This window comes from Vibrio sp. V10_P2A27P122 (assembly GCF_963874335.1).
Lineage (GTDB): Bacteria > Pseudomonadota > Gammaproteobacteria > Enterobacterales > Vibrionaceae > Vibrio > Vibrio anguillarum.
In genome coordinates this window covers 1-26,443 of record NZ_CAWNHY010000237.1, presented here as the reverse complement: position 1 = coordinate 26,443, position 26,443 = coordinate 1, and the positions used below count along the sequence as shown (strand labels likewise).

Annotated in this window: 20 protein-coding genes; 11 read left to right on the top strand and 9 right to left on the bottom strand. The window is 46.6% G+C overall.

Annotated features, from left to right (window positions below):
- Positions 1-103 precede the first annotated feature (103 nt).
- The 5 genes from AACQ17_RS10170 to lpdA all read left to right on the top strand — a co-directional run bounded on the left by AACQ17_RS10170 (position 104) and on the right by lpdA (position 8,986).
- Positions 104-1,492 carry an IS4-like element ISVa18 family transposase gene (locus AACQ17_RS10170; protein ID WP_088731728.1) on the top strand — a complete coding sequence of 463 codons (1,389 nt, stop codon included), beginning with the start codon at positions 104-106 and terminating at the stop codon, positions 1,490-1,492.
- A 367-nt stretch (positions 1,493-1,859) separates the two neighbouring features.
- Positions 1,860-2,627 carry a pyruvate dehydrogenase complex transcriptional repressor PdhR gene (pdhR, locus tag AACQ17_RS10165; RefSeq protein ID WP_013857676.1) on the top strand — a complete coding sequence of 256 codons (768 nt, stop codon included), beginning with the start codon at positions 1,860-1,862 and terminating at the stop codon, positions 2,625-2,627.
- Positions 2,628-2,680: 53 nt separating this feature from the next.
- A complete protein-coding gene (aceE, locus tag AACQ17_RS10160; protein WP_088731722.1) occupies positions 2,681-5,356 on the top strand; it encodes a pyruvate dehydrogenase (acetyl-transferring), homodimeric type in 2,676 nt (891 codons plus the stop codon).
- Positions 5,357-5,374: 18 nt separating this feature from the next.
- Positions 5,375-7,258 carry a pyruvate dehydrogenase complex dihydrolipoyllysine-residue acetyltransferase gene (gene aceF, locus AACQ17_RS10155; protein WP_094147633.1) on the top strand — a complete coding sequence of 628 codons (1,884 nt, stop codon included), beginning with the start codon at positions 5,375-5,377 and terminating at the stop codon, positions 7,256-7,258.
- 300 nt (positions 7,259-7,558) lie between these two features.
- Positions 7,559-8,986: a dihydrolipoyl dehydrogenase gene (lpdA, locus tag AACQ17_RS10150; protein WP_013857673.1), complete on the top strand. Its 1,428-nt coding sequence runs from the start codon at positions 7,559-7,561 to the stop codon at positions 8,984-8,986.
- 117 nt (positions 8,987-9,103) lie between these two features.
- Here the strand turns inward: lpdA and AACQ17_RS10145 are convergent, their stop codons facing one another.
- Positions 9,104-9,721: a LuxR/HapR/OpaR family quorum-sensing transcriptional regulator gene (locus AACQ17_RS10145; protein ID WP_013857672.1), complete on the bottom strand. Its 618-nt coding sequence runs from the start codon at positions 9,719-9,721 to the stop codon at positions 9,104-9,106.
- 371 nt (positions 9,722-10,092) lie between these two features.
- Between AACQ17_RS10145 and hpt the strand changes: the two genes are divergently transcribed.
- Positions 10,093-10,623 carry a hypoxanthine phosphoribosyltransferase gene (gene hpt, locus AACQ17_RS10140; protein WP_010319544.1) on the top strand — a complete coding sequence of 177 codons (531 nt, stop codon included), beginning with the start codon at positions 10,093-10,095 and terminating at the stop codon, positions 10,621-10,623.
- A gap of 84 nt (positions 10,624-10,707) precedes the next feature.
- Here the strand turns inward: hpt and can are convergent, their stop codons facing one another.
- A complete protein-coding gene (can, locus tag AACQ17_RS10135) occupies positions 10,708-11,376 on the bottom strand; it encodes a carbonate dehydratase (protein WP_013857670.1) in 669 nt (222 codons plus the stop codon).
- Positions 11,377-11,626: 250 nt separating this feature from the next.
- Between can and AACQ17_RS10130 the strand changes: the two genes are divergently transcribed.
- From AACQ17_RS10130 to AACQ17_RS10120, 3 genes are all read left to right on the top strand, one after another.
- A complete protein-coding gene (locus AACQ17_RS10130) occupies positions 11,627-13,294 on the top strand; it encodes a SulP family inorganic anion transporter (protein WP_094147634.1) in 1,668 nt (555 codons plus the stop codon).
- Positions 13,295-13,435: 141 nt separating this feature from the next.
- Positions 13,436-14,356, top strand: coding sequence for an ABC transporter ATP-binding protein (locus AACQ17_RS10125; protein WP_026027559.1), 921 nt, complete (start codon positions 13,436-13,438; stop codon positions 14,354-14,356).
- Positions 14,357-14,361: 5 nt separating this feature from the next.
- Positions 14,362-15,132, top strand: a complete 771-nt coding sequence (locus AACQ17_RS10120; protein ID WP_010319547.1) for an ABC transporter permease — start codon at positions 14,362-14,364, stop codon at positions 15,130-15,132.
- Between the two features lie 478 nt (positions 15,133-15,610).
- On the opposite strand, the gene panC is transcribed toward AACQ17_RS10120, so the two are convergent.
- The 7 genes from panC to sfsA all read right to left on the bottom strand — a co-directional run bounded on the left by panC (position 15,611) and on the right by sfsA (position 21,558).
- Complete coding sequence (panC, locus tag AACQ17_RS10115) at positions 15,611-16,492, bottom strand: pantoate--beta-alanine ligase (protein WP_010319549.1); 882 nt, start codon at positions 16,490-16,492, stop codon at positions 15,611-15,613.
- An 11-nt stretch (positions 16,493-16,503) separates the two neighbouring features.
- Positions 16,504-17,298: a 3-methyl-2-oxobutanoate hydroxymethyltransferase gene (panB, locus tag AACQ17_RS10110; protein ID WP_094147651.1), complete on the bottom strand. Its 795-nt coding sequence runs from the start codon at positions 17,296-17,298 to the stop codon at positions 16,504-16,506.
- Positions 17,298-17,804 carry a 2-amino-4-hydroxy-6-hydroxymethyldihydropteridine diphosphokinase gene (gene folK / locus AACQ17_RS10105; RefSeq protein ID WP_017045879.1) on the bottom strand — a complete coding sequence of 169 codons (507 nt, stop codon included), beginning with the start codon at positions 17,802-17,804 and terminating at the stop codon, positions 17,298-17,300. Before folK ends, panB begins: the two co-directional genes overlap by 1 nt.
- Positions 17,801-19,162, bottom strand: a complete 1,362-nt coding sequence (pcnB, locus tag AACQ17_RS10100) for a polynucleotide adenylyltransferase PcnB (RefSeq protein ID WP_026028232.1) — start codon at positions 19,160-19,162, stop codon at positions 17,801-17,803. Before pcnB ends, folK begins: the two co-directional genes overlap by 4 nt.
- A 107-nt stretch (positions 19,163-19,269) precedes the next feature.
- Positions 19,270-20,139: a tRNA glutamyl-Q(34) synthetase GluQRS gene (gene gluQRS, locus AACQ17_RS10095; protein ID WP_094147652.1), complete on the bottom strand. Its 870-nt coding sequence runs from the start codon at positions 20,137-20,139 to the stop codon at positions 19,270-19,272.
- Positions 20,140-20,231: 92 nt separating this feature from the next.
- Positions 20,232-20,678: an RNA polymerase-binding protein DksA gene (gene dksA / locus AACQ17_RS10090; protein ID WP_013857662.1), complete on the bottom strand. Its 447-nt coding sequence runs from the start codon at positions 20,676-20,678 to the stop codon at positions 20,232-20,234.
- 139 nt (positions 20,679-20,817) lie between these two features.
- Complete coding sequence (sfsA, locus tag AACQ17_RS10085; RefSeq protein WP_094147653.1) at positions 20,818-21,558, bottom strand: DNA/RNA nuclease SfsA; 741 nt, start codon at positions 21,556-21,558, stop codon at positions 20,818-20,820.
- Positions 21,559-21,613: 55 nt separating this feature from the next.
- On the opposite strand from sfsA, the gene hrpB reads away from it, so the two are divergent.
- Together hrpB and mrcB are read left to right on the top strand one after the other, a co-directional pair.
- On the top strand, positions 21,614-24,082 hold the full coding sequence (hrpB, locus tag AACQ17_RS10080; protein ID WP_094147654.1) for an ATP-dependent helicase HrpB: 2,469 nt from the start codon (positions 21,614-21,616) through the stop codon (positions 24,080-24,082).
- Positions 24,079-26,427 carry a penicillin-binding protein 1B gene (mrcB, locus tag AACQ17_RS10075; RefSeq protein ID WP_064624419.1) on the top strand — a complete coding sequence of 783 codons (2,349 nt, stop codon included), beginning with the start codon at positions 24,079-24,081 and terminating at the stop codon, positions 26,425-26,427. Before hrpB ends, mrcB begins: the two co-directional genes overlap by 4 nt.
- The last annotated feature ends 16 nt before the right edge of the window (positions 26,428-26,443 follow it).

Here is a 26,443-nt window from a genome sequence, read left to right as displayed (position 1 = left end):
CTGTCTCTTATACACAAATCCCCAAGCCTCTGCTTGGGGATTTTTTTGAACTAATTTTATGTTTCATGATCTGATCATCTAAGCAATAACAAGGATGATTAGAATGACTTATATAGAACCAACCCTCTGGGCACAAAAGCAATTTGGTCAAGCTCACCTCAATGACCCAAGACGTACTCAAAGACTCGTTGCCCTAGCAGCCTCTCTGGCCGAGCAACCTGGCGTACCGGTCTCGAAACTCATCATCTCCCCTGCAGATATGGAAGGGGCTTATCGCTTTATCCGTAATGAGCAAATCAAAGCAGAAGATATCGCTGAAGCGGGCTTTCATGTCACAGCGCAAGAGGCTTTAGAACAACAAACACTTCTTGCATTAGAAGATACGACTTCTCTAAGTTACTCCCATCGCAGCATACAAGATGAACTTGGGCACTCCAATCAAGGCAATCGAAATCGGGCTATGTTCATACACTCGACCTTACTTTTTGCTCCCGAAACTCAAGTGGTTGTTGGCTTAATTGAACAACAACGCTGGACTCGAGATATTGAAAAGCGTGGACAAGGACACCAGTACGCCACTCGACCATACAAAGAGAAAGAAAGCTATAAATGGGAGCAAGCTTCTCGCCATGTCGCAGAGCGACTTGGCGAGAAAATCTCAGATGTTATTTCTGTGTGCGATAGAGAAGCCGACCTATTTGAATACCTCACTTACAAGCAAGAGCAACAACAGCGATTCCTCGTTCGCTCAATGCAAAGTCGCTGTATAAAAGAGCATGATAATCGTCTTTATGACTACGCTTCCAAGCTGCAATCAGCAGGAGAAAGAGTGCTCGACATACCGCAAAAAGGCGGCCGTAAAGCTCGCACGGTTCACCTAGACATCAAATATGCCCCTGTGACACTCAAATCTCCCGCGAAGAAAAAAGAGTTCAATAACATTTCGCTTTACTACGTGGGATGCATAGAGCAAGGAGAGAGTAACGATAAGCTCGCATGGCACTTACTGACCTCAGAGCCAGTAACGAGCAGGGAAGAGGCACTTAAAATCGTCAGTTATTATGAGCTGCGTTGGCTAATTGAAGATTTTCATAAAGTCTGGAAAAGTGAAGGCACTCAAGTCGAGCAATTGAGAATGCAAAGCAAAGATAACTTAGAAAGGCTCAGCGTTATTCTGGCTTTTATCGCGACTCGGTTGCTCCAGTTGAGATTTATGAATGAATCAGATGAGTTATCTAAGAGCAGTTGTGAGCCGATATTAAAAGGCAAAGCATGGAAGCTGATGTGGCTAAAGCTAGAAAGAAAAGGGCTACCGAAGGAAGCTCCGGACATATCATGGGCTTACAGAGGTATTGCTCGATTAGGGGGTTGGAAGAATACAAAGCGAACGGGTCGTGCTTCTATAAAGACATTATGGCAAGGATGGTTTAGGTTACAAACCATCCTTGAAGGGTATGAACTGGCTAAGTCTCTTGATTCACCAGACTTGTGATCAAGAGACAGGGTTAGGGTGGGGTATATCTTTTGATTGATTTTGTGTTTTTCGAATTACACCCCCTCCCAGCCTCCCCCTAGAAGGGGGAGGAGCCAAAGAATGTTTCCTCTAGAAAGGGTAGATGACAACGAATGTTTCCCCATTTCTAGCCCATCATTTCCCCATCTGTATTCATTTTGTAATTGGTCTGACCAATAATATTGCTGTTTTAATCGACTATTGTTATCAAAGTGTTTAAGCGTGGGCTGTTCTATGATTTAGGTCAACTTTTGGCTGGACAGCTACGTTTTAATTATGTTAATTTCTGCACCAACTTGAAATTGGTATTACCAATTGACTGCAAAGAGTAGAAGAATAATAAATTATGGCTTATCAAAGGATTCGTCAGCCAAAACTCTCTGATGTAATTGAACAGGAGTTAGAAAGGCTGATAGTGGAAGGAACACTCTCTCCGGGGCAACAATTGCCTCCAGAACGAGAACTGGCAAAACAGTTCGAGGTGTCTCGTCCATCCATTCGTGAAGCCATTCAACGCCTCGAAGCCAAGCGTTTATTAACCCGCCGTCAAGGTGGAGGTACGTTTGTCAGTGAGAACATTTGGCAGAGTTTTTCTGATCCTCTGCTAAATTTATTGTCTAGCCACTCTGAAACCCAGCTCGATCTATTGGAATCGCGCCACGCGATGGAAGGTATTTCAGCTTATTTCGCAGCATTGCGTGGTACTGAGGAAGATTTTGCTCGCATTCAAGCCTGTTTGGCGAGAATTGGTGAACAACAAGCGAAAAAAGAGGTCGAAGCAGAAGCGTCTGCGGTGGTCGCGTTTTTAGTCGCTCTCACTGAAGCGGCACACAACGTGGTGCTTTTGCATATTGTTCGCAGCCTCGCTCCTTTGCTTGAGCAAAATGTTCTACAGAATTTAAAACTATTACACCGCCGCCATGAAGTGGTGGAGAAAGTAAGTAGACACCGAGCTAATATCGTGGATGCGATCGTTTCTGGTCAGCCGGAAAAGGCGCGCGAAATGTCCCATTCTCACTTAGCTTATATCGAAGAAACATTGTTGGATTTGACCAAAGAAGAGTCTCGTCGTGAGCGTTCGTTGCGCCGAATTCAGCAGGGTAATGAGTCGTAACCTACGGCGAATTGCTTGTTTTATAGATCCAACCAATAGAAGGATAGATCGCCATGTCTGACATGAAGCATGACGTAGATGCACTGGAAACTCAGGAATGGCTAGCCGCCCTTGAGTCAGTTGTACGTGAAGAAGGTGTAGAACGCGCTCAGTTCTTACTTGAGCAAATTCTAGATAAAGCACGTCTAGACGGTGTTGATATGCCAACCGGTATTACCACGAACTACATCAACACCATTCCAGCTGCGCAAGAACCAGCATACCCAGGTGACACAACGCTTGAGCGTCGCATTCGCTCAATCATCCGTTGGAACGCGATTATGATCGTTCTACGTGCATCGAAAAAAGACCTCGATCTTGGCGGCCACATGGCGTCATTCCAGTCTTCTGCTTCGTTCTACGAAACATGTTTTAACCACTTCTTCCGTGCGCCTAATGAAAAAGATGGCGGTGACTTGGTTTATTATCAAGGTCACATCTCTCCAGGGATCTACGCACGTGCGTTCGTTGAAGGCCGCCTAACGGCTGAGCAACTTGACAACTTCCGCCAAGAAGTGGATGGCAAAGGTATTCCTTCCTACCCACACCCGAAATTGATGCCTGAATTCTGGCAATTCCCGACCGTATCTATGGGTCTGGGTCCAATTTCTGCAATCTATCAAGCGCGTTTCCTCAAATATCTTGATGGCCGTGGTATGAAAGACACTTCTGAACAGCGTGTATACGCGTTCCTAGGTGATGGCGAGATGGATGAGCCAGAATCACGCGGTGCGATTTCATTCGCCGCTCGTGAGAAGCTTGATAACCTATGTTTCCTTATCAACTGTAACTTGCAACGTCTAGACGGCCCAGTAATGGGTAACGGTAAGATCATCCAAGAACTTGAAGGCCTATTTAAAGGTGCAGGTTGGAACGTTGTTAAAGTGATTTGGGGTAACAACTGGGATTCTCTACTGGCGAAAGACACCACAGGTAAGCTGCTTCAGTTGATGAACGAAACCATCGATGGTGACTACCAAACATTTAAAGCGAAAGATGGTGCTTACGTGCGTAAACACTTCTTTGGTAAATACCCAGAAACAGCGGCGCTTGTTGCTGATATGACTGACGATCAAATTTTCGCGCTCAAGCGTGGTGGTCACGAGTCTTCTAAACTGTACGCAGCCTTTACTAATGCTCAAGACACGAAAGGCAAGCCAACCGTGATTCTGGCGAAGACCGTTAAAGGTTACGGCATGGGTGAAGCGGCAGAAGGTAAGAACATCGCTCACCAAGTGAAGAAAATGGACATGACTCACGTACTGCAACTGCGTGATCGTCTTGGTCTACAAGATCTTCTAACAGATGAAGCTGTGAAAGAGTTGCCATACCTAACATTGGCAGAAGGCTCGAAAGAGCACGAATACTTACACGCTCGCCGTAAAGCGCTAAAAGGTTACACACCTCAACGCTTGCCTAAGTTCACTCAAGAACTTGTGATTCCAGCGGTTGAAGAGTTCAAGCCTCTGCTTGAAGAGCAAAAACGTGAAATCTCAACCACAATGGCGTTTGTCCGTGCGTTGAACATTTTGCTCAAAGATAAGAGCATTGGTAAAAATATTGTGCCAATCATTGCAGATGAAGCACGTACTTTCGGTATGGAAGGTCTGTTCCGTCAAATCGGTATCTATAACCCACACGGTCAGAACTACACTCCTCAAGACCGCGACATCGTTTCTTACTATAAAGAAGCGACTTCAGGTCAGGTACTGCAAGAAGGGATCAACGAGCTGGGTGCTATGTCTTCATGGGTTGCTGCTGCAACTTCATACTCGACAAACGATCTGCCAATGATTCCGTTCTACATCTACTACTCTATGTTTGGTTTCCAACGCGTTGGCGACATGGCATGGATGGCAGGTGACCAACAAGCACGTGGTTTCCTATTGGGCGCTACCGCTGGTCGTACGACGCTGAACGGTGAAGGTCTACAGCACGAAGATGGTCACTCGCACATATTGGCGGCAACGGTTCCTAACTGTCTTTCTTACGATCCAACATTTGCTTACGAAGTTGCAGTCATCATGCAAGACGGTATTCGCCGCATGTATGGCGATCAAGAGAACGTGTTCTACTACCTAACGCTGATGAACGAGAACTATGCAATGCCTGAGATGCCACAAGGCGCTGAAGAAGGTATTCGTAAAGGTATCTACAAATTAGAAAGCTACGCTCCACAAGGAACGACTGGCTCTAAAGGTAAAGTTCAGTTAATGAGCTCAGGTACGATCATGAACGAAGTACGCAAAGCGGCTCAAATCTTAAGTGATGAGTACGGCGTGGCTTCCGATGTTTACTCAGTAACATCATTCAACGAAGTGACTCGTGATGGCCAAGCATGTGAGCGTTACAACATGCTTCATCCAGAAGCGCAGCCGCAAGTACCTTACATTCAAACAGTAATGGGTAACGAGCCTGCCATCGCAGCAACTGACTACATGAAGAACTACGCTGAGCAAGCACGTGCGTTTATCCCGGCTGAATCATACAAAGTACTAGGCACTGATGGTTTTGGTCGTTCTGATAGCCGTGAAAACCTACGTCGTCACTTCGAAGTGAACGCCGGTTACGTTGTGGTTGCCGCGCTAAGCGAACTAGCGAAACGTGGTGATGTTGAGAAATCAGTTGTGGTTGAAGCGATTAAGAAATTCAACATCGATACTGAAAAAACAAACCCGCTATACGCTTAATTAAGGTAGGAAAGAATAATGGCAATCGAAATTAATGTACCGGATATTGGTGCGGATGAGGTTGAAGTTACTGAGATTCTTGTCAGCGTTGGCGACAAGGTTGAAGAAGAGCAATCTCTTATTACTGTAGAAGGTGATAAGGCTTCTATGGAAGTACCGGCTTCTCAAGCGGGTATTGTAAAAGAAATCAAAGTAGTCGCTGGCGATAAAGTATCGACCGGTTCACTTATCATGATTTTTGAAGCAGAAGGCGCAGCGGTCGCAGCTCCAGCAGTGGAAGCTGCACCAGTTGCGGCTCCTGCTGCCGCGGCTGTCGCTGAGCTTAAAGAAGTTCACGTGCCAGATATCGGCGGTGATGAAGTGGAAGTCACTGAAATCATGGTCGCAGTCGGCGATTCAATCGCAGAAGAGCAATCTCTACTGACGGTTGAAGGTGACAAAGCCTCAATGGAAGTACCTGCTCCATTTGCTGGTGTACTGAAAGAGATCAAAGTGGCCGCTGGCGATAAAGTATCGACAGGTTCACTGGTGATGATCTTTGAAGTGGCGGGTTCCGCTCCGGCGGCAGCCTCTGCTCAAGTGGCAGCACCTGTAGCTGCAGCACCAGCCGCTTCGGCAGCAAAAGAGATCCACGTACCGGATATCGGTGGTGATGAAGTCGAAGTGACGGAAATCATGGTGGCGGTTGGCGATACCGTGAGTGAAGAGCAGTCTCTTATTACCGTTGAAGGCGATAAAGCATCAATGGAAGTTCCTGCGCCGTTTGCTGGTGTTGTGAAAGAGATCAAAGTTGCAGCTGGCGATAAAGTGTCAACAGGCTCTCTTATCATGGTGTTTGAAGTTGCCGGTGCAGCGCCCGTTGCCGTAGCGGCCCCTGCGCAAGCAGCGGCTCCAGCCGCATCAGCGCCAAAAGCGGAAGCGGCAAAATCAGCTGTGGCAGCACCTGCCGAGTTTGAAGAGAACAATGAGTACTCTCACGCATCACCTGTTGTGCGCCGTATTGCGCGTGAATTTGGTGTTAACCTAGCGAAAGTCAAAGGTTCTGGCCGTAAGAGCCGCATCCTAAAAGAAGACGTGCAAAACTACGTGAAAGAAGCGCTTAAGCGTCTTGAATCGGGTTCTGCCGCAGTGGCTTCTGGTAAAGGTGATGGTGCCGCGCTTGGCTTGCTACCTTGGCCAAAAGTGGACTTCAGCAAGTTTGGTGACACAGAAGTAAAACCGCTTTCACGTATTAAGAAGATCTCTGGTGCTAACTTGCATCGTAACTGGGTGATGATCCCACACGTTACCCAATGGGATAATGCGGACATCACCGAGCTTGAGAACTTCCGTAAAGAGCAAAATGCGATTGAAGCGAAGAACGACACTGGCATGAAGATCACCCCACTGGTGTTCATCATGAAAGCGGTAGCGAAAGCACTAGAAGCATTCCCATCGTTTAACTCTTCACTTTCTGAAGATGGCGAAAGCTTGATTCTGAAGAAGTACGTGAACGTGGGTATTGCTGTTGATACGCCAAATGGTCTTGTTGTTCCTGTCTTCAAAGATGTGAACAAAAAAGGTATTTATGAGCTATCAAGAGAGCTGGCTGAAGTATCGAAGAAAGCCCGTGCAGGTAAACTGACCGCTGCAGACATGCAAGGTGGCTGTTTCACTATCTCTAGCTTAGGTGGCATCGGCGGTACAGCGTTTACGCCTATCGTTAACGCGCCAGAAGTCGGTATCCTTGGGGTATCTAAGTCTGAGTTTAAGCCAGTGTGGAACGGTAAAGAGTTCGAACCACGCCTACAACTGCCACTATCACTGTCATACGATCACCGTGTGATTGATGGTGCGGAAGGTGCGCGTTTCATCACATACCTAAATGGTGCGCTATCAGACATTCGTCGTCTGGTTCTGTAAGCCAAGTTTAGTGAAAGAGAGGGCGGCCGTTAAAGCCGCCCTTGCTAACACGAATAATTGAACAATTGGATTATGAAGGATTTTTTCTTAATCGAATTGTCGTCTAGCTCACAGGCTAAATGGATTTACTTTTCACACCATTAACATCTCTGTAAACTGTTGCGGTCTGAAAATAATTCGTTTTAATTCATTTGTTTTAAGTAATTGGCTCAGTCATGGGTTTAATTCATTGGATTAAACACTAAAAACAACGAGAACATCCACTCAGCCTGTTAGGGATAATGACTACAAGAGGTCAAAATGAGCAAAGAAATCAAAGCCCAAGTCGTCGTACTTGGTGCCGGTCCTGCTGGTTACTCCGCTGCATTCCGCTGTGCAGACTTAGGTCTTGAAACAGTACTTGTTGAACGCTACAGCACCCTTGGCGGTGTGTGTTTGAACGTGGGTTGTATCCCATCAAAAGCGTTGCTGCACGTTGCAAAAGTTATCGAAGAAGCGAAAGCATTGGCCCAGCACGGTATTGTGTTTGGTGAACCACAAACGGACATCGATAAAATCCGCCTTTGGAAAGAAAAAGTTATCAACCAGTTAACGGGCGGTCTTGGCGGCATGGCGAAGATGCGCAAAGTGACTGTCGTGAACGGTTTCGGCAAATTTACTGGCCCTAACGCCATTGAAGTTGAAGGTGAAGACGGTAAAACCGTGGTTAACTTTGATAACGCCATCGTTGCAGCTGGTTCTCGTCCAATTAAACTACCATTCATTCCTCATGAAGACCCACGCATTTGGGATTCAACGGATGCACTTGAACTGAAAGAAGTTCCTGGAAAACTGTTGATCATGGGTGGTGGTATCATCGGTCTAGAAATGGCGACGGTTTACCACTCGCTAGGTTCTAAGATTGATGTGGTTGAGATGTTTGACCAACTTATCCCAGCGGCGGATAAAGACATGGTTAAAGTCTACACCAAACGTATCAAAGACAAATTTAACCTGATGCTTGAAACCAAAGTAACCGCTGTTGAAGCAAAAGAAGATGGTATCTACGTTTCAATGGAAGGCAAAAAAGCACCAGCGCAAGCTGAGCGTTATGATGCCGTTCTTGTTGCTATCGGCCGCGTACCAAACGGTAAGCTGATGGATGCTGAAAAAGCAGGTATTGAAGTGGATGAGCGCGGCTTTATCAATGTTGATAAGCAAATGCGTACTAACGTTCCTCATATCTTCGCGATCGGTGATATCGTTGGTCAACCAATGTTGGCGCACAAAGGTGTGCATGAAGGCCACGTAGCGGCAGAAGTAATTTCTGGTAAGAAGCACTACTTCGATCCTAAAGTTATCCCTTCAATTGCGTACACTGAGCCAGAAGTGGCTTGGGTTGGTAAAACTGAAAAAGAAGCCAAAGCAGAAGGCATTAACTACGAAGTCGCGACATTCCCATGGGCAGCTTCTGGCCGTGCTATCGCTTCTGATTGTGCTGACGGTATGACTAAGCTTATCTTTGATAAAGAGACTCACCGCGTGATTGGTGGCGCTATCGTCGGTACTAACGGCGGCGAACTGCTTGGTGAAATCGGTTTGGCTATCGAGATGGGTTGTGATGCAGAAGATATCGCTTTGACGATTCATGCTCACCCAACGTTACATGAATCGGTAGGCCTTGCTGCGGAAGTATTTGAAGGCACGATTACTGATCTGCCAAACGCAAAAGCGAAGAAGAAAAAGTAACTTCAACGCTGATGCGTTAAATTGCCGGTTCATTAAATTGCTGGTTAGTTAAATAGTAAAAACCGCTGAATTCAGCGGTTTTTTTATGCTCATAATTCAGAGACTAGGAAGTTAAGCCTAGTGATCTTTTTTGTAGATGCAGAGCATGCTGAGGTAGCTTTTCACGAGTACACCCATGCTGGCTTCGTCTTGTATGCGGTTTGCTTGTACAAACAGTGAGTAGAAGATACCAAGAAAGAGCGTAGCAAGATGTTCTGGTTCATGCCGATCGCACACTTCGCCACGTTCAATGGCTTTGATAAACATATTTTGTACCAAAAGTTGATTAGTACGGTTGGTGGAGACAAAAAGTGGCCACACTTCTTCGCGCGTTGAAGCGCTCCATTCAAACCATACTTTTAACCAGTGACAATCTTCAATCACAAGAGAAATCATCTTAGTGGTGATGTTGGTTAAGTTATCTTTCGCATGCAAATCAAGATCAATATTATCTGCGAGGAAGTTTGAAAACTGACGTACAACATGAGTGAGTACGTCGTCGACTAAATCTTCTCGGGTTGGAAAGTAGTTAAAGACAGTAGCGACTGAAACTTGGGCGATTTCAGCAATATCTGCGTGGCCACCTCGGCCTATTCCCCGTGTAGCAAACACTTCAAGGGCGATTTCCATCAGTTGAAGTTTGCGTTTTTGTGGTGATAAGCGAGTTCTGGGGCGTTTTTCTATCGATGTTTCCATGAGTTGTTAATCCTTGCCAATGACTGTTGAATTGAGCTTTTCGCTCTAATGATTATTTTGTTAGTTGCTTTAAAGCTTTATGAGTGTACTGCTGCATATGGTTGAGGTCAACGTTTCGAGTTTGTTTTTTGTGCGATCGTGTTAAATCCCATCGGATTCAACGTGTTTTATTGTATCTTTTATTGATGTGGCGTATTTGTGGTGAGCGTGTCTGCGGCAGCGTAGGAGCTGTATTTCATCATATCCAGAGTTTTGCTAATTATTTAACTATCCTGTGTGGCAGTGGTACTATACGCGCCAAGCTAATTACGCGACGCCATCATTAAACTGCGATGATCGTAGCGTGTCGCATCACCCGAAAAGAGAACAGTATGAAACATACAGTTGAAGTGATGATTTCTGAGCAAGTGGTTCAGGAACGAATTCGTGAATTAGGCAAACAAATCACAGAGCATTACCAAGGTAGTGAAGATCTTGTACTGGTGGGCTTGTTGCGCGGCTCATTTGTCTTCATGGCAGACTTAGCTCGCGCGATCGACTTAGTTCATCAAGTCGATTTTATGACCGCGTCAAGCTATGGCAACACGATGCAAAGCTCACGTGATGTGCGCATTCTGAAAGATCTGGATGATGACATTAAAGGTAAAGATGTGTTGCTGGTAGAAGACATTATTGATACGGGTAATACACTAAATAAAGTAAAAGAAATTTTGTCTTTACGTGAACCTAAATCCATTCACATTTGTACTTTACTGGATAAGCCTTCACGCCGTGAAGTACCTGTAGAGGTCAAGTGGATCGGTTTTGAAATCCCAGATGAATTTGTCGTGGGCGTAGGTATCGACTACGCGCAAAAATATCGTCACCTACCTTACATTGGTAAAGTTGTGCCGCAAGCGTAATTTTGCCAGCGATAACAGAATGCCCACTAAATAGTGGGCATTCTGTATTTTTAACTATCAGTTTTAACGGCAATTAACACGCTGTTATCGACACAGCAAGTTATGTTGCGCATTAAGAATTTTTTCCATCGCTTTTTGATAGGTGTCGTTGACTCGCTCACGTGAATCGCAGCGAACGCCTAAGTATTCCAAACGTCCGTCTTCAATACCGTAGACCACGCCATGCAGCTCGACATCTTGGCCGCGCTCCCATGCGTTTTGCAGTACGGTTGAGTTACCTAAATTATACACTTGCTCTGCAACGTTGATTTCGCACAATTTGTCGGCTTTATCTTGTTCTGGCATTGCATCTAAGTAGGTACGGTGCTTAAGGTATAAGTCACGAACGTGCAGTAACCAGTTGTTGATCAAGCCCAGCGGTGGGTTATCAATCGCTGCGTTGACGCCACCGCAGTCATAGTGCCCACAGATGATGATGTGCTTGACCTTCAGTACGTCAACCGCGTACTGCACCACAGAAAGGCAGTTAAGGTCAGTGTGAATCACTTGGTTTGCAACGTTGCGGTGTACAAACAGCTCACCAGAATAAAGCCCAGTCAAACGCTCGGCCGGAACTCGGCTATCAGAACAACCAATCCATAGAAAATCTGGGTCTTGCCCGCGAGCGAGTTTTGCAAAGTACTCAGGACGTTCAGCCTTAATCGATTCAGACCAACGTGAGTTATTTTCAAAAAGCTGTTTCAGTTCTGGCATCTCACTTCCCTTAAAAATAGTTCAATCGCATCAATGGTAATGCGCAAGAATAGGCCTGACTATACACAATGTTACAATTCTGTTCTCTTATAAAATGACAAAACACTCACTCATCTGACGAGTTTTCCTAGTAAAAAAATTAAACTGCTTCCATCGCTATTTGGATGGTCAACAGAGAATCAATCACATGTAAAATAATGGTTAATGATTAGAATGATGATTTGTTAGAGTGAGACAACCTATTTTGAGTATGAGGAAAAGCATTGTGTTTAGAGGCCGTTTTGCCGATATCGACCTAAAAGGAGACGTCTTTGGTGGCGTCACGACCGCGATTATTTCACTGCCACTTGCCTTGGCTTTTGGTGTGGCGTCTGGTGCGGGTGCAGAAGCAGGGCTTTGGGGAGCAATATTAGTGGGGCTGTTTGCTGCCTTGTTTGGTGGTTCATCTACATTAATTTCTGAACCCACAGGGCCAATGACGGTCATTATGACGGCCATTTTAACCAGCATGGTGTCGCGTTATCCTGAAACGGGGCTTGCAGTTAGCTTCACGGTTGTCATGATGGCAGGCGCTTTTCAGATTGTACTTGGCACTTTAAAACTTGGGAAATACATCACCTTAATGCCCTATAGCGTGATCTCTGGCTTTATGTCAGGAATTGGGGTGATTTTGATTATCCTGCAGTTGTCACCGCTGCTTGGTCAGGCGGCTCCCGCTGGGGGAGTGATGGGAACGTTAACCGCGTTGCCCGAGATCATTAGCCAGATGAAGTTCAGTGAGCTCTTTCTTGGTTTGTTAACCTTAGGCATTTTATTTTTTCTCCCGGTTCAATATCGCAAACAAGTGCCCGTTCAATTGGTCGCTTTAGTCGGCGTGACGCTTGTTTCGGTACTGTTATTTGATAGCGATGAGATCCGCCGTATTGGTGTGATCCCTGCTGGCTTACCCTCTTTTGTTATTCCAACCTTCAATGCCGAGATGTTCACCACCATGGTGATTGACGCTTTAGTACTCGGTACGCTCGGCTGCATTGATACGTTGCTCACCGCGGTAATTGGCGATTCTCTAACGCGTAAAGAGCATGATTCCGATAAAGAACTGCGAGGGCAAGGGCTGGCTAATATGATCGCGGGTTTATTGGGTGCGTTGCCGGGTGCAGGTGCAACCATGGGGACGGTGACCAATATTCAGGTCGGCGCGCGTTCTCCTCTGTCTGGTGTAGTTCGTGCCTTAGTATTAGCCTTAGTGGTATTGGTGGCGGGAGGCTTAACCGAACCGATTCCAATGGCTGTATTGGCAGGGATTGCAGTGTATGTTGGTTTTAATATTCTTGATTGGAGCTTTATCCAACGCGCGCATAAAGTGAGTGTGCAGGGGATGGCCATCATGTATGGCGTGATGCTGTTAACTGTCTTTGTCGATTTGATTGTTGCGGTTGGCTTGGGCGTTTTTATCTCAAATATTTTGATCATAGAACGCTTGAGCCGCGAGCAAGCTCGCCAAGTGAAAGCCATTAGCGATGCTGATGAAAACGATGTGCCATTGACTGATAGCGAACGAGCTTTATTGGATCAAGCCAATGGTAAGGTGCTGTTTTTTTATCTCTCAGGGCCGATGATTTTTAGTGTATCTAAAGCGATCGCTCGCCAGCACAATCACATCAGTGACTATGAAGCGATGATTTTAGATCTTACTGATGTACCTATGATTGATGTGACGGTTGGGCTTGCTTTAGAAAATGCGATTAATGATGCCTTAGATGCCCACTGCGCGGTCTACTTACTTTGCCCAAATGTGCACACCAAACAGCAACTGGAAAAGTTTCATATTTTGGATCTGGTGCCAACCGAGCAGACTTTTTCGTTTCGTTATGAAGCGCTCAATGCTGCGGTTAAGCAGGTAGCCCAAAATCGTTAAGCGTTAAGGTTGTGCAAGAATGAATTACGCAGATCGCTGGATCTGCGTTTTTTTATTTTATCAATTTCTAATATTGGGTTGAAAAACGCGAGCCTTAGCAGCACATTGGATAGGTTAACATCACAAAGAGTGATCCGTGGAATGTACGCATTAGAAATAGAACAATTACGAAAAACTTACGCTGGTGGGTTTGAGGCCCTAAAAGGGGTGAGTTTACAGGTTGAAAAAGGCGATTTTTACGCACTGCTTGGGCCCAATGGGGCCGGGAAATCAACCACCATTGGCATTATCTCTTCGCTGGTCAATAAAACCTCTGGCACCGTTAAAGTGTTTGGTTTTGATATTGACAAAGATCTTGAACTGGCCAAGCAACATATTGGTTTAGTACCGCAGGAGTTTAACTTCAACCAGTTTGAAACGGTTGAACAAATTGTGTTGCAGCAAGCTGGTTATTACGGCGTGACGAAAGCGTTAGCGAAAGAGAGGGCAGAGAAGTACCTCTCAAAACTCGATTTGTGGGAAAAACGTAAAGAGCGTGCACGTAATCTTTCTGGTGGTATGAAACGCCGTTTGATGATTGCTCGAGCCTTAATGCATGAGCCTAAGTTGCTGATTTTAGATGAACCTACCGCCGGTGTGGATATTGAACTGCGCCGCTCGATGTGGGAGTTCTTAACTGAGATTAACGCGCAAGGGATCACCATTATCTTAACCACGCACTATTTAGAAGAAGCGGAGATGCTGTGCCGCAATATCGGCATTATTAACCGAGGTGAGCTTATTGAAAATACCTCGATGAAGGATTTGCTGGCCAAATTACAGCTCGAAACTTTTATTTTAGATATCGCAGAGAATTCTCCACCAGCGCCACAACTCAGTGGTGTGATCTCGCAAACCATGCTCAACGGTTCGTTACAAATTGAGTTGGAGAAAACGAAAGGGCTAAATTCAGTCTTTTCACAGTTAACAGAACAGGGAATTACGGTGCTTTCGATGCGCAACAAAGCGAACCGCCTTGAAGAGCTGTTTGTCAGCATCGTTCAACAGCAAAGCCGAGGATAATCATGATGTATCGTTTATATTGGACGGCTTTTTGCAGTTTGCTGACTAAAGAAATCAACCGTTTTACGCGTATTTGGGTGCAAACCTTAGTACCGCCAGCCATCACCATGACGCTCTACTTCATTATTTTTGGCAACCTAATTGGTTCGCGTATTGGCCAGATGAACGGCTTTAGCTATATGGAATATATTGTCCCGGGCTTAATCATGATGTCGGTGATCACTAACTCATACTCGAACGTCGCCTCTTCTTTCTTTAGTGCGAAGTTTCAGAAAAACATCGAAGAGTTGTTAGTTGCGCCTGTACCTAACTACGTCATTATCGCCGGATTTGTGATGGGCGGGGTAGTGCGTGGCTTGCTGGTGGGTACGATAGTGACCCTTGTGTCGCTGTTCTTTGTTGATCTCAAGGTCGATCATTGGGGGATTATTGCGGCGACGGTTTTTCTCACCTCTGTTGTGTTCGCTTTAGGCGGCATGATTAACGCCATTTTTGCTAAAACCTTTGATGACATTTCGATTATTCCTACCTTTGTATTGACCCCATTAACCTACTTGGGTGGGGTATTTTATTCGATCAGCCTATTGCCTGACTTTTGGCAAGCGGTATCGAAAATCAACCCAATCGTCTACATGGTTAATGCCTTCCGTTACGGTTTTCTTGGTGTGTCGGATGTAGGAATTGTTACCTCGTTCAGTGTGCTTGGTATTTTTGTAGTTGCGCTGTATGGGGTTGCGCATTATCTGGTTTCGCGTGGTATCGGGTTAAGGACTTAATAGTTCCTCCCCCTTTTAGGGGGAGGCTAGGAGGGGGTTCACCCCACCCTAACCCTCCCCTTGAAGGGGAGAGAATTAGTTTGTGATCGTTGGGAGTAAGCCATTTATGATGATAGATGTGGTTTGCTGAAACAGTTTTTGCCACTTAATGCTTTAAAGTAGAAGCTCATAACGGTTCTGTTCCTCCCCCTAAAAGGGGAGGGAATTAGTTTGTGATCGTTGGGAGTAAGCCATTAATGATGATCGACGTGGTTTGTTAAAACAGTTTCTGTCCAAAAATGAGCTAAAAATTTATCACTATTTATTGCCATTTCATCAACCTTAGTAGTAACAAACCTCAAAAATGATCAAACTATATTGTTCTCCGACAATCGCGTTAACCTCAGTTAAATAACGATACAAAAAAGGTCGCTCCTTATGGGCGACCTTTTAAATATATGGTTTTAAAGTGAAAATGACTCATCACTTAAAATAGCAATTACTCTTCTTCAGGGTCCGCTTTCGTTTCGGCGCTAAATTCCAACACTTGGTTGTCGATTAAGCGTACTTTACCCAGAAATGCAGACACTAAGATCACCGCTTGTGTGGTCTCATTCGAGATCAGTTGCAGCGTTTTGGCATCGCGAATAAACAACTCATCAGGTTGTAGCCCAGCAGCACGCAATTGGTCACTGGCATCTTCAATGATCGAGGCGTAATCGTCGCGGCCACCACGCAGTGCACTACTTATCCAACGCATGGTGCGAGCAAGGACAGGCGCACGTTGGCGTTCATCTAACGTCAGCAGCCCGTTACGTGAACTCATCGCCAAGCCATCCATTTCACGGACGGTAGGGACGCCGACAATCTCGATATCCATACAAAGATCGCTGACCATTTGGCGGATCACCGCCAACTGTTGAAAATCTTTTTCACCAAAACAGGCAACATTTGGCTGCACTATGTTGAACAGCTTAGCAACTATGGTTGCAACGCCACGGAAATGCCCTGGTCTTGATGCGCCTTCGAGCATATGAGAAAGCCCTGGTACTTCAACAAAGGTCTGTTTTTCTAATCCTTGCGGGTACATTATTTCTGGGGTTGGGGTAAAGACCAAATCAACCGCTTCCGCGTTGAGTTTGCTTAAGTCTTCATCCAGTGTTCTCGGGTAGTTATTTAAGTCATCCGCGCGGTCAAATTGCATCGGGTTAACAAAAATACTGACCACGACCACATTGCCCTCTTCACGTGCTTTACGCACTAGGGTTAAGTGGCCTTCATGTAAATTGCCCATGGTCGGTACAAAAGCGACTCGGCGGCCTTCACGCTTATACTGTTTGATCTGCTCGCGAAGAGCTGAAATGTCAGCAAAAGTTTGCATGAATATCTCCTTTAGGCGATGGTATGAGCGTCATCAGGGAAAGCGGCACTTTCTACATCTGCGATGTATTTTGCGACGGCTTTACGCATATCCCCTGTTTCAGCAAGAAAGTTTTTCGAGAATTTTGGCATGTAATTCGCCGAAATTCCGAACATATCGTGCATTACTAGAATTTGTCCATCGGTCACGTTACCTGCGCCAATGCCAATCACTGGCACATCAAGCACTTCGGTAATTCGCGCTGCTAGGCTGGCCGGTACACACTCTAATAACACAATTTGTGCGCCCGCTTCTTGGAGCGCCAACGCGTCTTTGACCATTCGGTCTGCTTTTTCTTGGTCGCGGCCTTGTACTTTATAGCCACCAAAAATATTGACCGATTGCGGTGTTAAACCAAGGTGTGCACAAACCGGAACCGCGCGTTCAGTCAGCATTTTCACCGTCTCGACCAGCCAATCACCACCTTCGATTTTGACCATATTTGCACCCGCTCGCATCAATTTAGCGGCGCTTTCACAGGCTTGTTGTGGTGTGGCATAGCTCATAAAAGGCATATCAGCCATCAATAAACAGTTAGGGCTACCAGCACGCACGCTGCGTGTGTGGTAGGCAATCTCTTCGACGGTGACGGGTAGGGTATCTGTGTGACCTTGTAGCACCATGCCCAGAGAATCGCCCACTAATAATACAGGCATCTCTTGGCTTTCAAAAAGCTGAGCAAAGCTTGCGTCATACGCGGTGACGGTTGCAAATTTACGACCTTGTTGTTTCCATTGGATCAGATCGTTTATGGTGATTTTTTTCATTAAATGTCCTTACGAGGCGCTGGCGAGTGCCAAATACCGAGCCCGTTACGTTCGACGAGCGGTAACAATTGATTGAGCTCAGTCCCATCAGGGAGTTGTAAACTTGGTGCAATTTCGGCGAGCGGATAGAGCACGAATTCACGTACTTTCATTCCGTAGTGAGGAATGGTCAATCGCTCGGAATCGATCACCTCATTGCCGTAAAGAAGAATATCCAGATCGAGTGTTCTTGGCCCCCAACGTTCTTCTTTGCGAACACGCCCCTGTTCTAACTCGATGCTTTGGGTACAATCGAGCAGTTCAAGTGGCGTTAAATCGGTTTCTATCGCAACCACCGCATTGATGTAATCGGGCTGGTTTTGTGGCCCCATCGGTGTACTACTGTACAAGGATGAGGCGCTTAAAAATCGAGAGTGTGGCAAACATTTCAAGGCTTCAATGGCCTGCTTAGCTTGCGCGATTGGGTCGCCTAAATTACTGCCAACAGCAATATAAACGAGAATCATGATTCTGGGCGGCTCTTTTTATTACGTGGGCTTCTGCGGCGGCGTACATTCGGCTTGTTACTTGCGCCACTTTCCAAATCATTTGCCATCGCTTGGCGCATATCCCGCCCGGCGCTTTCAAAGGTTGTCCACCAGTCAGCCAGCTTCTTCGTCTCTCCGCCTTCGATCTCGCCACGCATTTGTAGAAAATCAAAACCCGCTCGGAATTTGTTGAGCTCCATAAGGCGGAAGGCTCGTTTCCCATTGCGACGTGGTAAGCGCAACTGCAATTGCCAAATTTCGCGAATTGTCGCGGTATGACGACGAGGTATCGCAAGGGTTTTCACCACTTGGTCAAGGATGAGGTTACTCGCTTCCATGACGGCGTCGTAATAGGCGAAATTACGCTGCTGCATTAGCGCATCAGCCAGTTTCACCGTCGGGTACCAGAACATGGCAGCAAACATGAAGGCTGGGTTGATGCGTTTACCTTCTTCAATACGCAGGTCGGTTGAATCTAAGACCAGATCCAACATCTGTTCTGTGTGCGAGTCGTAGTCTGGAGTGAACTCTTGAGCTATCACAGGGAACAACTGCTGGAACAGGTTGTACTCACGCATTAAGTGGTAGGTTTCTAAACCGTGGCCGGTTTGCAGCATCTTTAGCGATTCTTCGTACAAACGTGCCGCAGGAATATCTTGTAGTAAAGGAGCAAGATGTTCGATTGGGTCGGCAGTCTCTTCTTCGATATCGAAATCGAGCTTGGCCGCAAAACGAATCGCACGCAACATGCGCACTGGGTCTTCACGGTAGCGCGTTTCAGGATCGCCAATTAAGCGGATGAGCTTATCTTCTAAGTCGTCCATGCCGCCAGCATAATCATGAATGCTGTAATCACCGATGTTGTAATACATGGCGTTAATCGTGAAGTCCCGGCGTTCTGCATCTTCATCAATGGTGCCGTAGACGTTATCACGCAGCAGCATACCCGCTTCAGATTGTGCTGAGACGTTTTGGCTCGGCTCTTGATGGTGTCCACGGAAAGTCGCCACTTCTACCACGTCGCGGCCAAACATGATGTGCGCTAAGCGAAAGCGACGGCCGATCAAGCGGCAGTTGCGAAACTGTTGGCGTATTTGCTCTGGTGTTGCATTAGTGGCGATATCAAAATCTTTTGGTGTCTCACCTAATAGTAGGTCGCGTACTCCACCACCGACTAAATAGGCGTCAAAACCTGCGCCATGAAGTCGGTATAGCACCTTGAGCGCATTATCGCTGATTTGCTTGCGCGAAATATTGTGTTCATCACGAGTGATAATATTTAGAGCTAAGTCTTGGTAAACGCGATTTTCGCGTGGTGTATAGTCGTTTTTATTCATGTGCATCTGGCAATAATTGGTTTTTGCCAACCTTGCTTTTGTTATTTAAAGTGCCCGTTCGGGACGATTTTGCGGCTAATCATAGCGTAAGGATAGCCTTTTGAGAATCACGGTGTGATCTCGGTCTCCCGAGGGAGTTGTTCAACGTGCCAATTCTGACTGCCCCAAAAGATAATTTCATCGATGGAAGCGTCGCTAATCTCTTGTTTTACCTCAAACCCTAAAAAGCACATTGCCTTAAGCAAGGTAGGTTTAGGATTTTGAATATCAATGGCTGTGGCATGATTCTGTTTGGATAATTTATTGCCATTACCATCCATCGCGAGCGGCAGGTGAAGGTAGCTTACCGGAGTTTTATGTAAGCAATGATACAAGCTGATTTGTCGTCCTGTTGGTTCAATTAAATCGGCTCCCCGTACCACTTCCGTCACTCCTTGATCGATATCATCGAGCACTACGGCAAGATTATAAGCAAATAAACCGTCACGTCGCTTAATGATGAAGTCTTCCTGTGCTAATGCTTTAGGAATGTGAATTTCGCCATGTTTTTGGTCGAAAAATGACTCCACCGGTGTATCAACACGCAACCTAACCGCGCAATCTTCGGTTAATGTTGGTTTTTTATAGCGGCATGTACCGGGATAAAAGCCACCCATCTGTTTAATTTGTTTACGCGTGCAATCACAATAATAGGCTTGCCCTGATTCAAGCCAAGCCTCAATTTGATCTTGGTATAAAGTGTGGCGCTGGCTTTGATAAACCACCTCGTCATCCCAATGCAAACCATAGGCTTCGATGGCTTGAAGTATCAGGGTGGAGGCTCCTGGCATTTCCCTTGGCGGATCTAAATCTTCGATGCGAACCAACCACTTACCTTGCTGTGATTTTGCTTGAAAGTAGCTGCCAAGTGCAGCGATCAAAGAACCAAAATGAAGTGGGCCTGAAGGTGATGGGGCAAATCGGCCAATATAGTGCATTGCGATTCATCCAAGTTACAAGTTATTTGGGTATCGAGTGAAAACAAAAAGGGAGCTTTAGCTCCCTTTTTTAACACAAACAAAAGGTAAGATTAACCTTGCATCTGTTTTTCTTTAAGTTCGGCTAGCGTTTTGCAGTCAATGCAAAGGTCCGCCGTTGGTCGAGCTTCTAAGCGACGAACGCCGATTTCCACGCCACAAGATTCACAAAAACCAAAATCATCTTCTTCAATTTTGCTTAATGTTTTTTCAATTTTCTTGATCAAGCGACGTTCACGGTCACGGTTACGCAATTCCAAGCTGAATTCTTCTTCTTGAGAAGCGCGATCAACGGGATCGGGAAAGTTTGCGGCTTCATCTTGCATATGGTGAACGGTACGCTCAACTTCTTCACGAAGTTGGTTGCGCCAAGCACTTAAAATTTTTGTAAAGTGAGCTATTTGCTCAGGTGACATATACTCTTCACCTGGCTTTTCCTGATACGGCTCAACACCTGCAATGGCTAGGATGCCTATCGCTTTTTTCTTTAATTCCGGCATGCAGCATCTCCTACTAACACCTAGTCAACTGCGCGAGCAGCTAATTTTAGGCGGGTATCTATAGCAAAAAGATCTATAGGAGGCAAACACTCAATCGTAAACTTATTGTCAATGTGAAGGCGCCATCAATTTTTTGTCACTAATGGGCGAATTCTACAGTGTTAACGAGCTTGATTTCATTCCTTGAAAGTACAGCCTTGTAGCACAGTACTTCCACCCCTTCTTTTTGCGCTTGTTTCAATAATAGTGAATAGTTTGCGTCTATATGGAGTGCAGGCGTGACTTTTTCAATCCCTGAATGCAAAACAGCAAACAAAAGTACTGCTCTGCTTCCACTTTTTGCCATTTCCGTTAATTCACGCAAATGCTTTTGTCCACGCGTTGTAACGGCATCGGGGAAATAACCTTGTCCTGAATTGCAGGCGACATCGTCGTGTGGAGAGTAACGCTCATCCAATAAGGTGACGCTTTTCACTTCTATATAGCACGTCGGTTTAGAGGGTGATTTGAGCAAGATATCAATTCGGCTATTTTCTTGGCCGTAGCGCACTTCAGTTTGTAATTGCTCATACCCTTGCAGCTCTTTGATGATGCCGTTTTGAATCGCTTCTACCGCCAGCGTATTCGCCCGAGCCGTGTTGACGCAAATGCAGTGGCCTTGCTGGGTTTCAGTCAGCTCCCAACTGTGTGGGTATTTACGGTTAGGGTTGTCTGAGGTGGAGAACCAGACACGATTACCCGCCTCGGCGCAGCCCGTCATCGCGCCAGTATTGGCGCAGTGAATAGTCTCTTGTTGACCATCGGCAAACTCAATGTCGGCCAAAAAACGCTTGTAGCGTTTGAGTAAGGTCGCGGATCGAAGTGGAGGATTGAACTGCATTTATCTACTGTTTTTATGTACAATGTTGCCGCCATTTAACCATAAGGATTGCACATTGTCACAATTGCCCATTCAAGCTGTGATGCCCGAGCTGCTGGCGGGAGTACAAGCTCACCCACAGATGATTGTCAAAGCCGCTCCCGGCGCGGGTAAGTCGACCCATTTCCCGTTACAGCTATTAAAAGCGCAATTATTCACGGGTAAGATCATCATGCTTGAACCGCGTCGTTTGGCGGCGCGCAGTATTGCTTGCTATTTAGCACAGCAATTAGGTGAGAGTGTTGGGCAAACCGTCGGCTATCGTATGCGTGGTGAGAGTAAAGTCAGCGCAGCGACACAGCTTGAAATTGTGACAGAAGGGATCATGACACGTATGATCCAAACCGATCCTGAGCTAAGCGGAATCGATCTCTTGATCTTCGATGAGTATCACGAGCGGAGTATTCACGCGGATACGGCTCTCGCATTAAGTTTGGAAGTGCAATCAGCGCTGCGAGAAGATCTTAAAATCGTCGTAATGTCAGCAACCTTAGATCAACTGGCATTACAGTCATTATTACCCCAAGCACTCTATGTGCAATCAGAAGGTCGCGCTTACCCGGTTGAAGTGCGCTATGCACCGCTGCGAGCCAATGATTATCTTGTGCCGGCGATGAGCCAAAAGATTGAAGGCTTGATGCGAGCTGAAAGTGGCTCTCTGCTGGCTTTTTTACCTGGCGTTTCAGCCATTAAACAGCTTGAACAGCAGCTCGCACACTTAGCCGATGAGTTTGATATTTGTCCTTTATACGGGCAGTTGAGTCTACAAGCGCAGCAAAAAGCGATTGCGCCTGCAGTAGCTGGCAAACGAAAAATTGTGCTAGCGACCAATATTGCCGAAACATCGCTGACCATTGAGGGGATACGCTTAGTGATGGATGCAGGGCTAGAGCGGATAGCGAAGTTTGATCTTAAAACGGGCATCACTCGTTTAGAGCAAGTGAAAATTGCCCAGTCATCGGCGCAGCAACGCACGGGGCGCGCCGGACGTCTAGAATCTGGCATCTGTTTGCGTCTTTACAGCGAAGCACAATATAAGCAGCAACCCCAAGTGCCGAGCGCGGAAATATTGCACAGTGACTTAGCGCCTTTGGCGATGGAGCTTGCGCAGTGGGGTGTGGTGTCGGTCAACGATTTGCCTTGGCTGGATACTCCACCACCAGCAGCGATGCAGCAAGCTTGGAGTCTATTGCATACGCTTGGTTTGATGGACAGCAAACAGCAGCTCAGCGCATTGGGTAAAAAAGCGCAGTCACTTGGTGTGGAACCAAGGCTGGTGAGTATGCTGCTCAAAGCCCATGAAACGAGTGATTCAATGCTCAATACGGCGCTCGCTGTGACCGCTTTATTGGAAGAGCCTGAGCGTAATGTGCTGGATTTACAACATAGCTTAATGCGTTGGCAGCAAGCGACTCACCCTAAAACACAAAACCTACATCAGCGTGCCACGACGCTTGCGCGCGCACTCGGTGGCCAATTTCAGCTAAAACAAGTAGATGAATCATTGTTGGCGTTAGTGCTGAGTTTGGCTTTTCCCGATCGCATTGCCCAGCGTCGCAGCGAGTCGCAACGGGGGCAGTTTTTACTGGCGAATGGTCACGGCGCGCAAATGCGTGACGATGAACGCCTCGCGGGCGCGCACTATTTAGTTGTGGTGGATTTAATGCGCAGCGGCTCACAAGCGAGCCAAATCTTTGTTGCGACAGAGTTGGATATTGATGCACTGCAAGCCCATTTTCCAGAGCTATTTAGTACACAAGAACGAGTCGATTGGGATGAGAAAGCAGGGAAACTTTGCGCGGAAAGGCTAACCCTGTGCGGTAAATTGGTCATTGAGCGTGAAGCACTGCCAGAGCCTGCTCATGAAAAAATGACGCAAGCCTTGCTCAATTATGTCCGTCGCAAGGGGTTATCGGTATTACAGTGGAGCGAAGCGGCGGGCGCTTTATTAACGCGCATACGTTGCGCTGCGCAATGGCTACCGGAAGCTGCGTGGCCTGCTGTCGAGGAACAAGCGCTGCTCGATGATCTTGAAATTTGGTTAGCCCCCTATTTAGTCGGAGTAAAATCGGTCAAAGCGTTAGCGAAAGTACCGCTTCTTGATGCACTCAATGCCTATTTAGGCTGGCCATTAAACCAAGAGATTGATCGCTGGCTTCCAACTCACCACCCGCTACCCACAGGTAATCGAGCCGCCATTCGTTATCAACTGGGCGTGGAGCCGATGCTGTCGGTCCGTATGCAGGAGATGTTTGGCGAGCAAGATTCCCCCACCATCGCTCAAGGGCGCAAAAAAGTGGTGATGGAACTGCTCTCACCTGCGCAGCGGCCTTTGCAGGTAACTCAAGATCTCGCCGGTTTCTGGCAGGGCGCTTATAAAGAAGTGCAAAAAGAGATGAAAGGGCGTTACCCAAAACACGTTTGGCCTGATGATCCTGCCAACCACATAGCAACGACGAAAACTAAGCGGCAATTAGCACAATGACAACCCAGAAAAAGCCTACGGGCACTCAAAAAAATAGCGTAAAAAAACCTTCACGTCGCCCGGCCAAGAAGCCTTCACCGCCACGCAAAGCATGGTGGAAAATTGTGTGGGGTATTGGCTGGAAACTGAGCCTTGCACTGGCTGCGGTGCTGTTGTTTGTTGGTATTTACTTAAATAGCGTGGTTAAACAACGCTTCGAAGGTCAGCTTTTTGATTTACCGACCGTCGTGTATGCGCGCATTTTGAATTTAGCACCCGGTGATGACATCCCGCTGCAAGAGCTGCGCAATGAGCTTGATGTACTCAACTATCGCAAAGTGAACCAACCACGCTATGCTGGCGAGTACTCTTCATCATCAAGCAAAATTGAGATCATCCGCCGCCCTTTTGAGTTTGCCGATGGCCCTGAGCCTGACCGCCATGTGATGCTCCATTTTAATGACAGCGGTTTAGTTCGTATCCAATCTCTTGAGCAAAAAGGGGATTTAGGTTACTTGCGTATTGAGCCAAAAATGCTCGGCATGCTTGAAAAAGGCAACGATGAGCAGCGGCTATTTTTACGTCGTGATCAGTTTCCTGAAGTGATGGTGGATGCGTTGCTTGCGACCGAGGATCGCTATTTTTATCAACATGATGGCATCTCTCCATTTGCTATTGCCCGTGCTTTAGTGGCCAACATCAAGGCTGGGCGCACTGTGCAAGGCGGCAGTACGTTAACTCAGCAGCTGGCAAAAAACATTTTCTTATCCAGTGATCGAACCTTATGGCGTAAAGTGCGTGAAGCTTATATGGCGCTCATTATCGACTATCGCTACAGCAAAGATCGCATTTTAGAAGCCTATCTAAATGAGGTCTATTTGGGGCAAAGTGGCGGTGAGGCGATTCACGGTTTCGGCCTCGCCTCACGGCTTTATTTCGGTCAACCATTGCAAGAATTGCGCATTGATCAATTAGCGTTGTTGGTGGGCATGGTTAAAGGGCCTTCTTATTATAACCCTGCGCGTTACCCTGAACGTGCTAAAGAGCGTCGCGACTTGGTTTTAAAGCTGATGATGCAGCAAGACATTTTGACGGCTAAACAGTTTGAACAAGCGGCCAGTCGACCGTTAGATGTGCAAAAGCATCCTCACATTGCCAGCCGGCAGCCAGCGTATTTTCAGCAGTTAAAAATTGAACTGAAAGAGAAAGTGGGCGAGATCTTCAAAGCGGATACTGGCTTGCGCGTTTTTACCTCGCTCGATCCTGTTTCGCAAGCCAAATTGGAGCTGGCGATTGATCGACAAATTCCAGTGCTTTCCAAAACGGCGGGGAAAAACTTAGAAGCTGCAGCAATCGCTGTTGATCGAACCAGTGGTGAGATCCGTGCCATGGTTGGCGGTAAACAGACCGGTTATGACGGCTTTAACCGCGCTTTAAATGCAAGCCGTCCTATCGGCTCGTTAGTCAAACCAGCGGTCTATCTCACCGCACTCGCACAGCCAGATAAATACAACTTAGCCAGCACGCTTATCGATAAACCCATCACACTCAAAGGGAACAAAGGCGAAGTGTGGTCACCGCGCAACTTTGATCGTCAGTTCCGTGGTGAAGTGCCGCTGTATCTCGCGTTAGCTAAATCACTTAATGTTCCTACGGTACAATTGGGCATGCAGCTTGGGATTGAACAAGTTTCTGACACTTTGGTGCGGCTCGGTGTCAACAAAGAGGAGATCCGTCCTGTACCGTCGATGTTTCTTGGCGCGTTCTCTCTGACGCCTTATCAAGTGGCGCAGATGTACCAAACCTTAACCAACTCGGGTAAAAAAGCGCCCTTATCGGCGCTGCGCTCGGTACTGGATTTAGAGGGCAATGTGCTCTATCAATCAATTCCCAAAGTATCCCAAGCCGTTGAGCAGCAAGCGGCGTGGCTTACAACTTATGCGATGAAGCGAGGAGTACTTGAAGGGACCGGGCGCTATCTCAATAACCAGTTCGCTTGGGCGGCATTGGCGGGGAAAACTGGTACCACTAACGATAGCCGCGACAGTTGGTTTGTCGGGGTGGATGGTCGTGAAGTCACCACGGTTTGGCTTGGCCGCGATGATAATCAGCCGATCAAACTTACGGGTTCGAGTGGTGCATTACGGGTGTACGCGGAATATTTACAACATCGGATCCCAGAAAAATTACTTCTTCCTTGGCCGCAAGGCATTACCACGATTGGCTTTAAAACCAGTGCCGAGGGTGAATTAGTCCAAGATTGTCACAACGAATTTAAACTGCCCATGTGGGATAAAAACGGCGCATTGAAACAGAGCTGTGATAAACAACCAGGACAATGGTTAAAAAATCTCTTTCAGTGGTAGCTGGGGGAGTTTATAT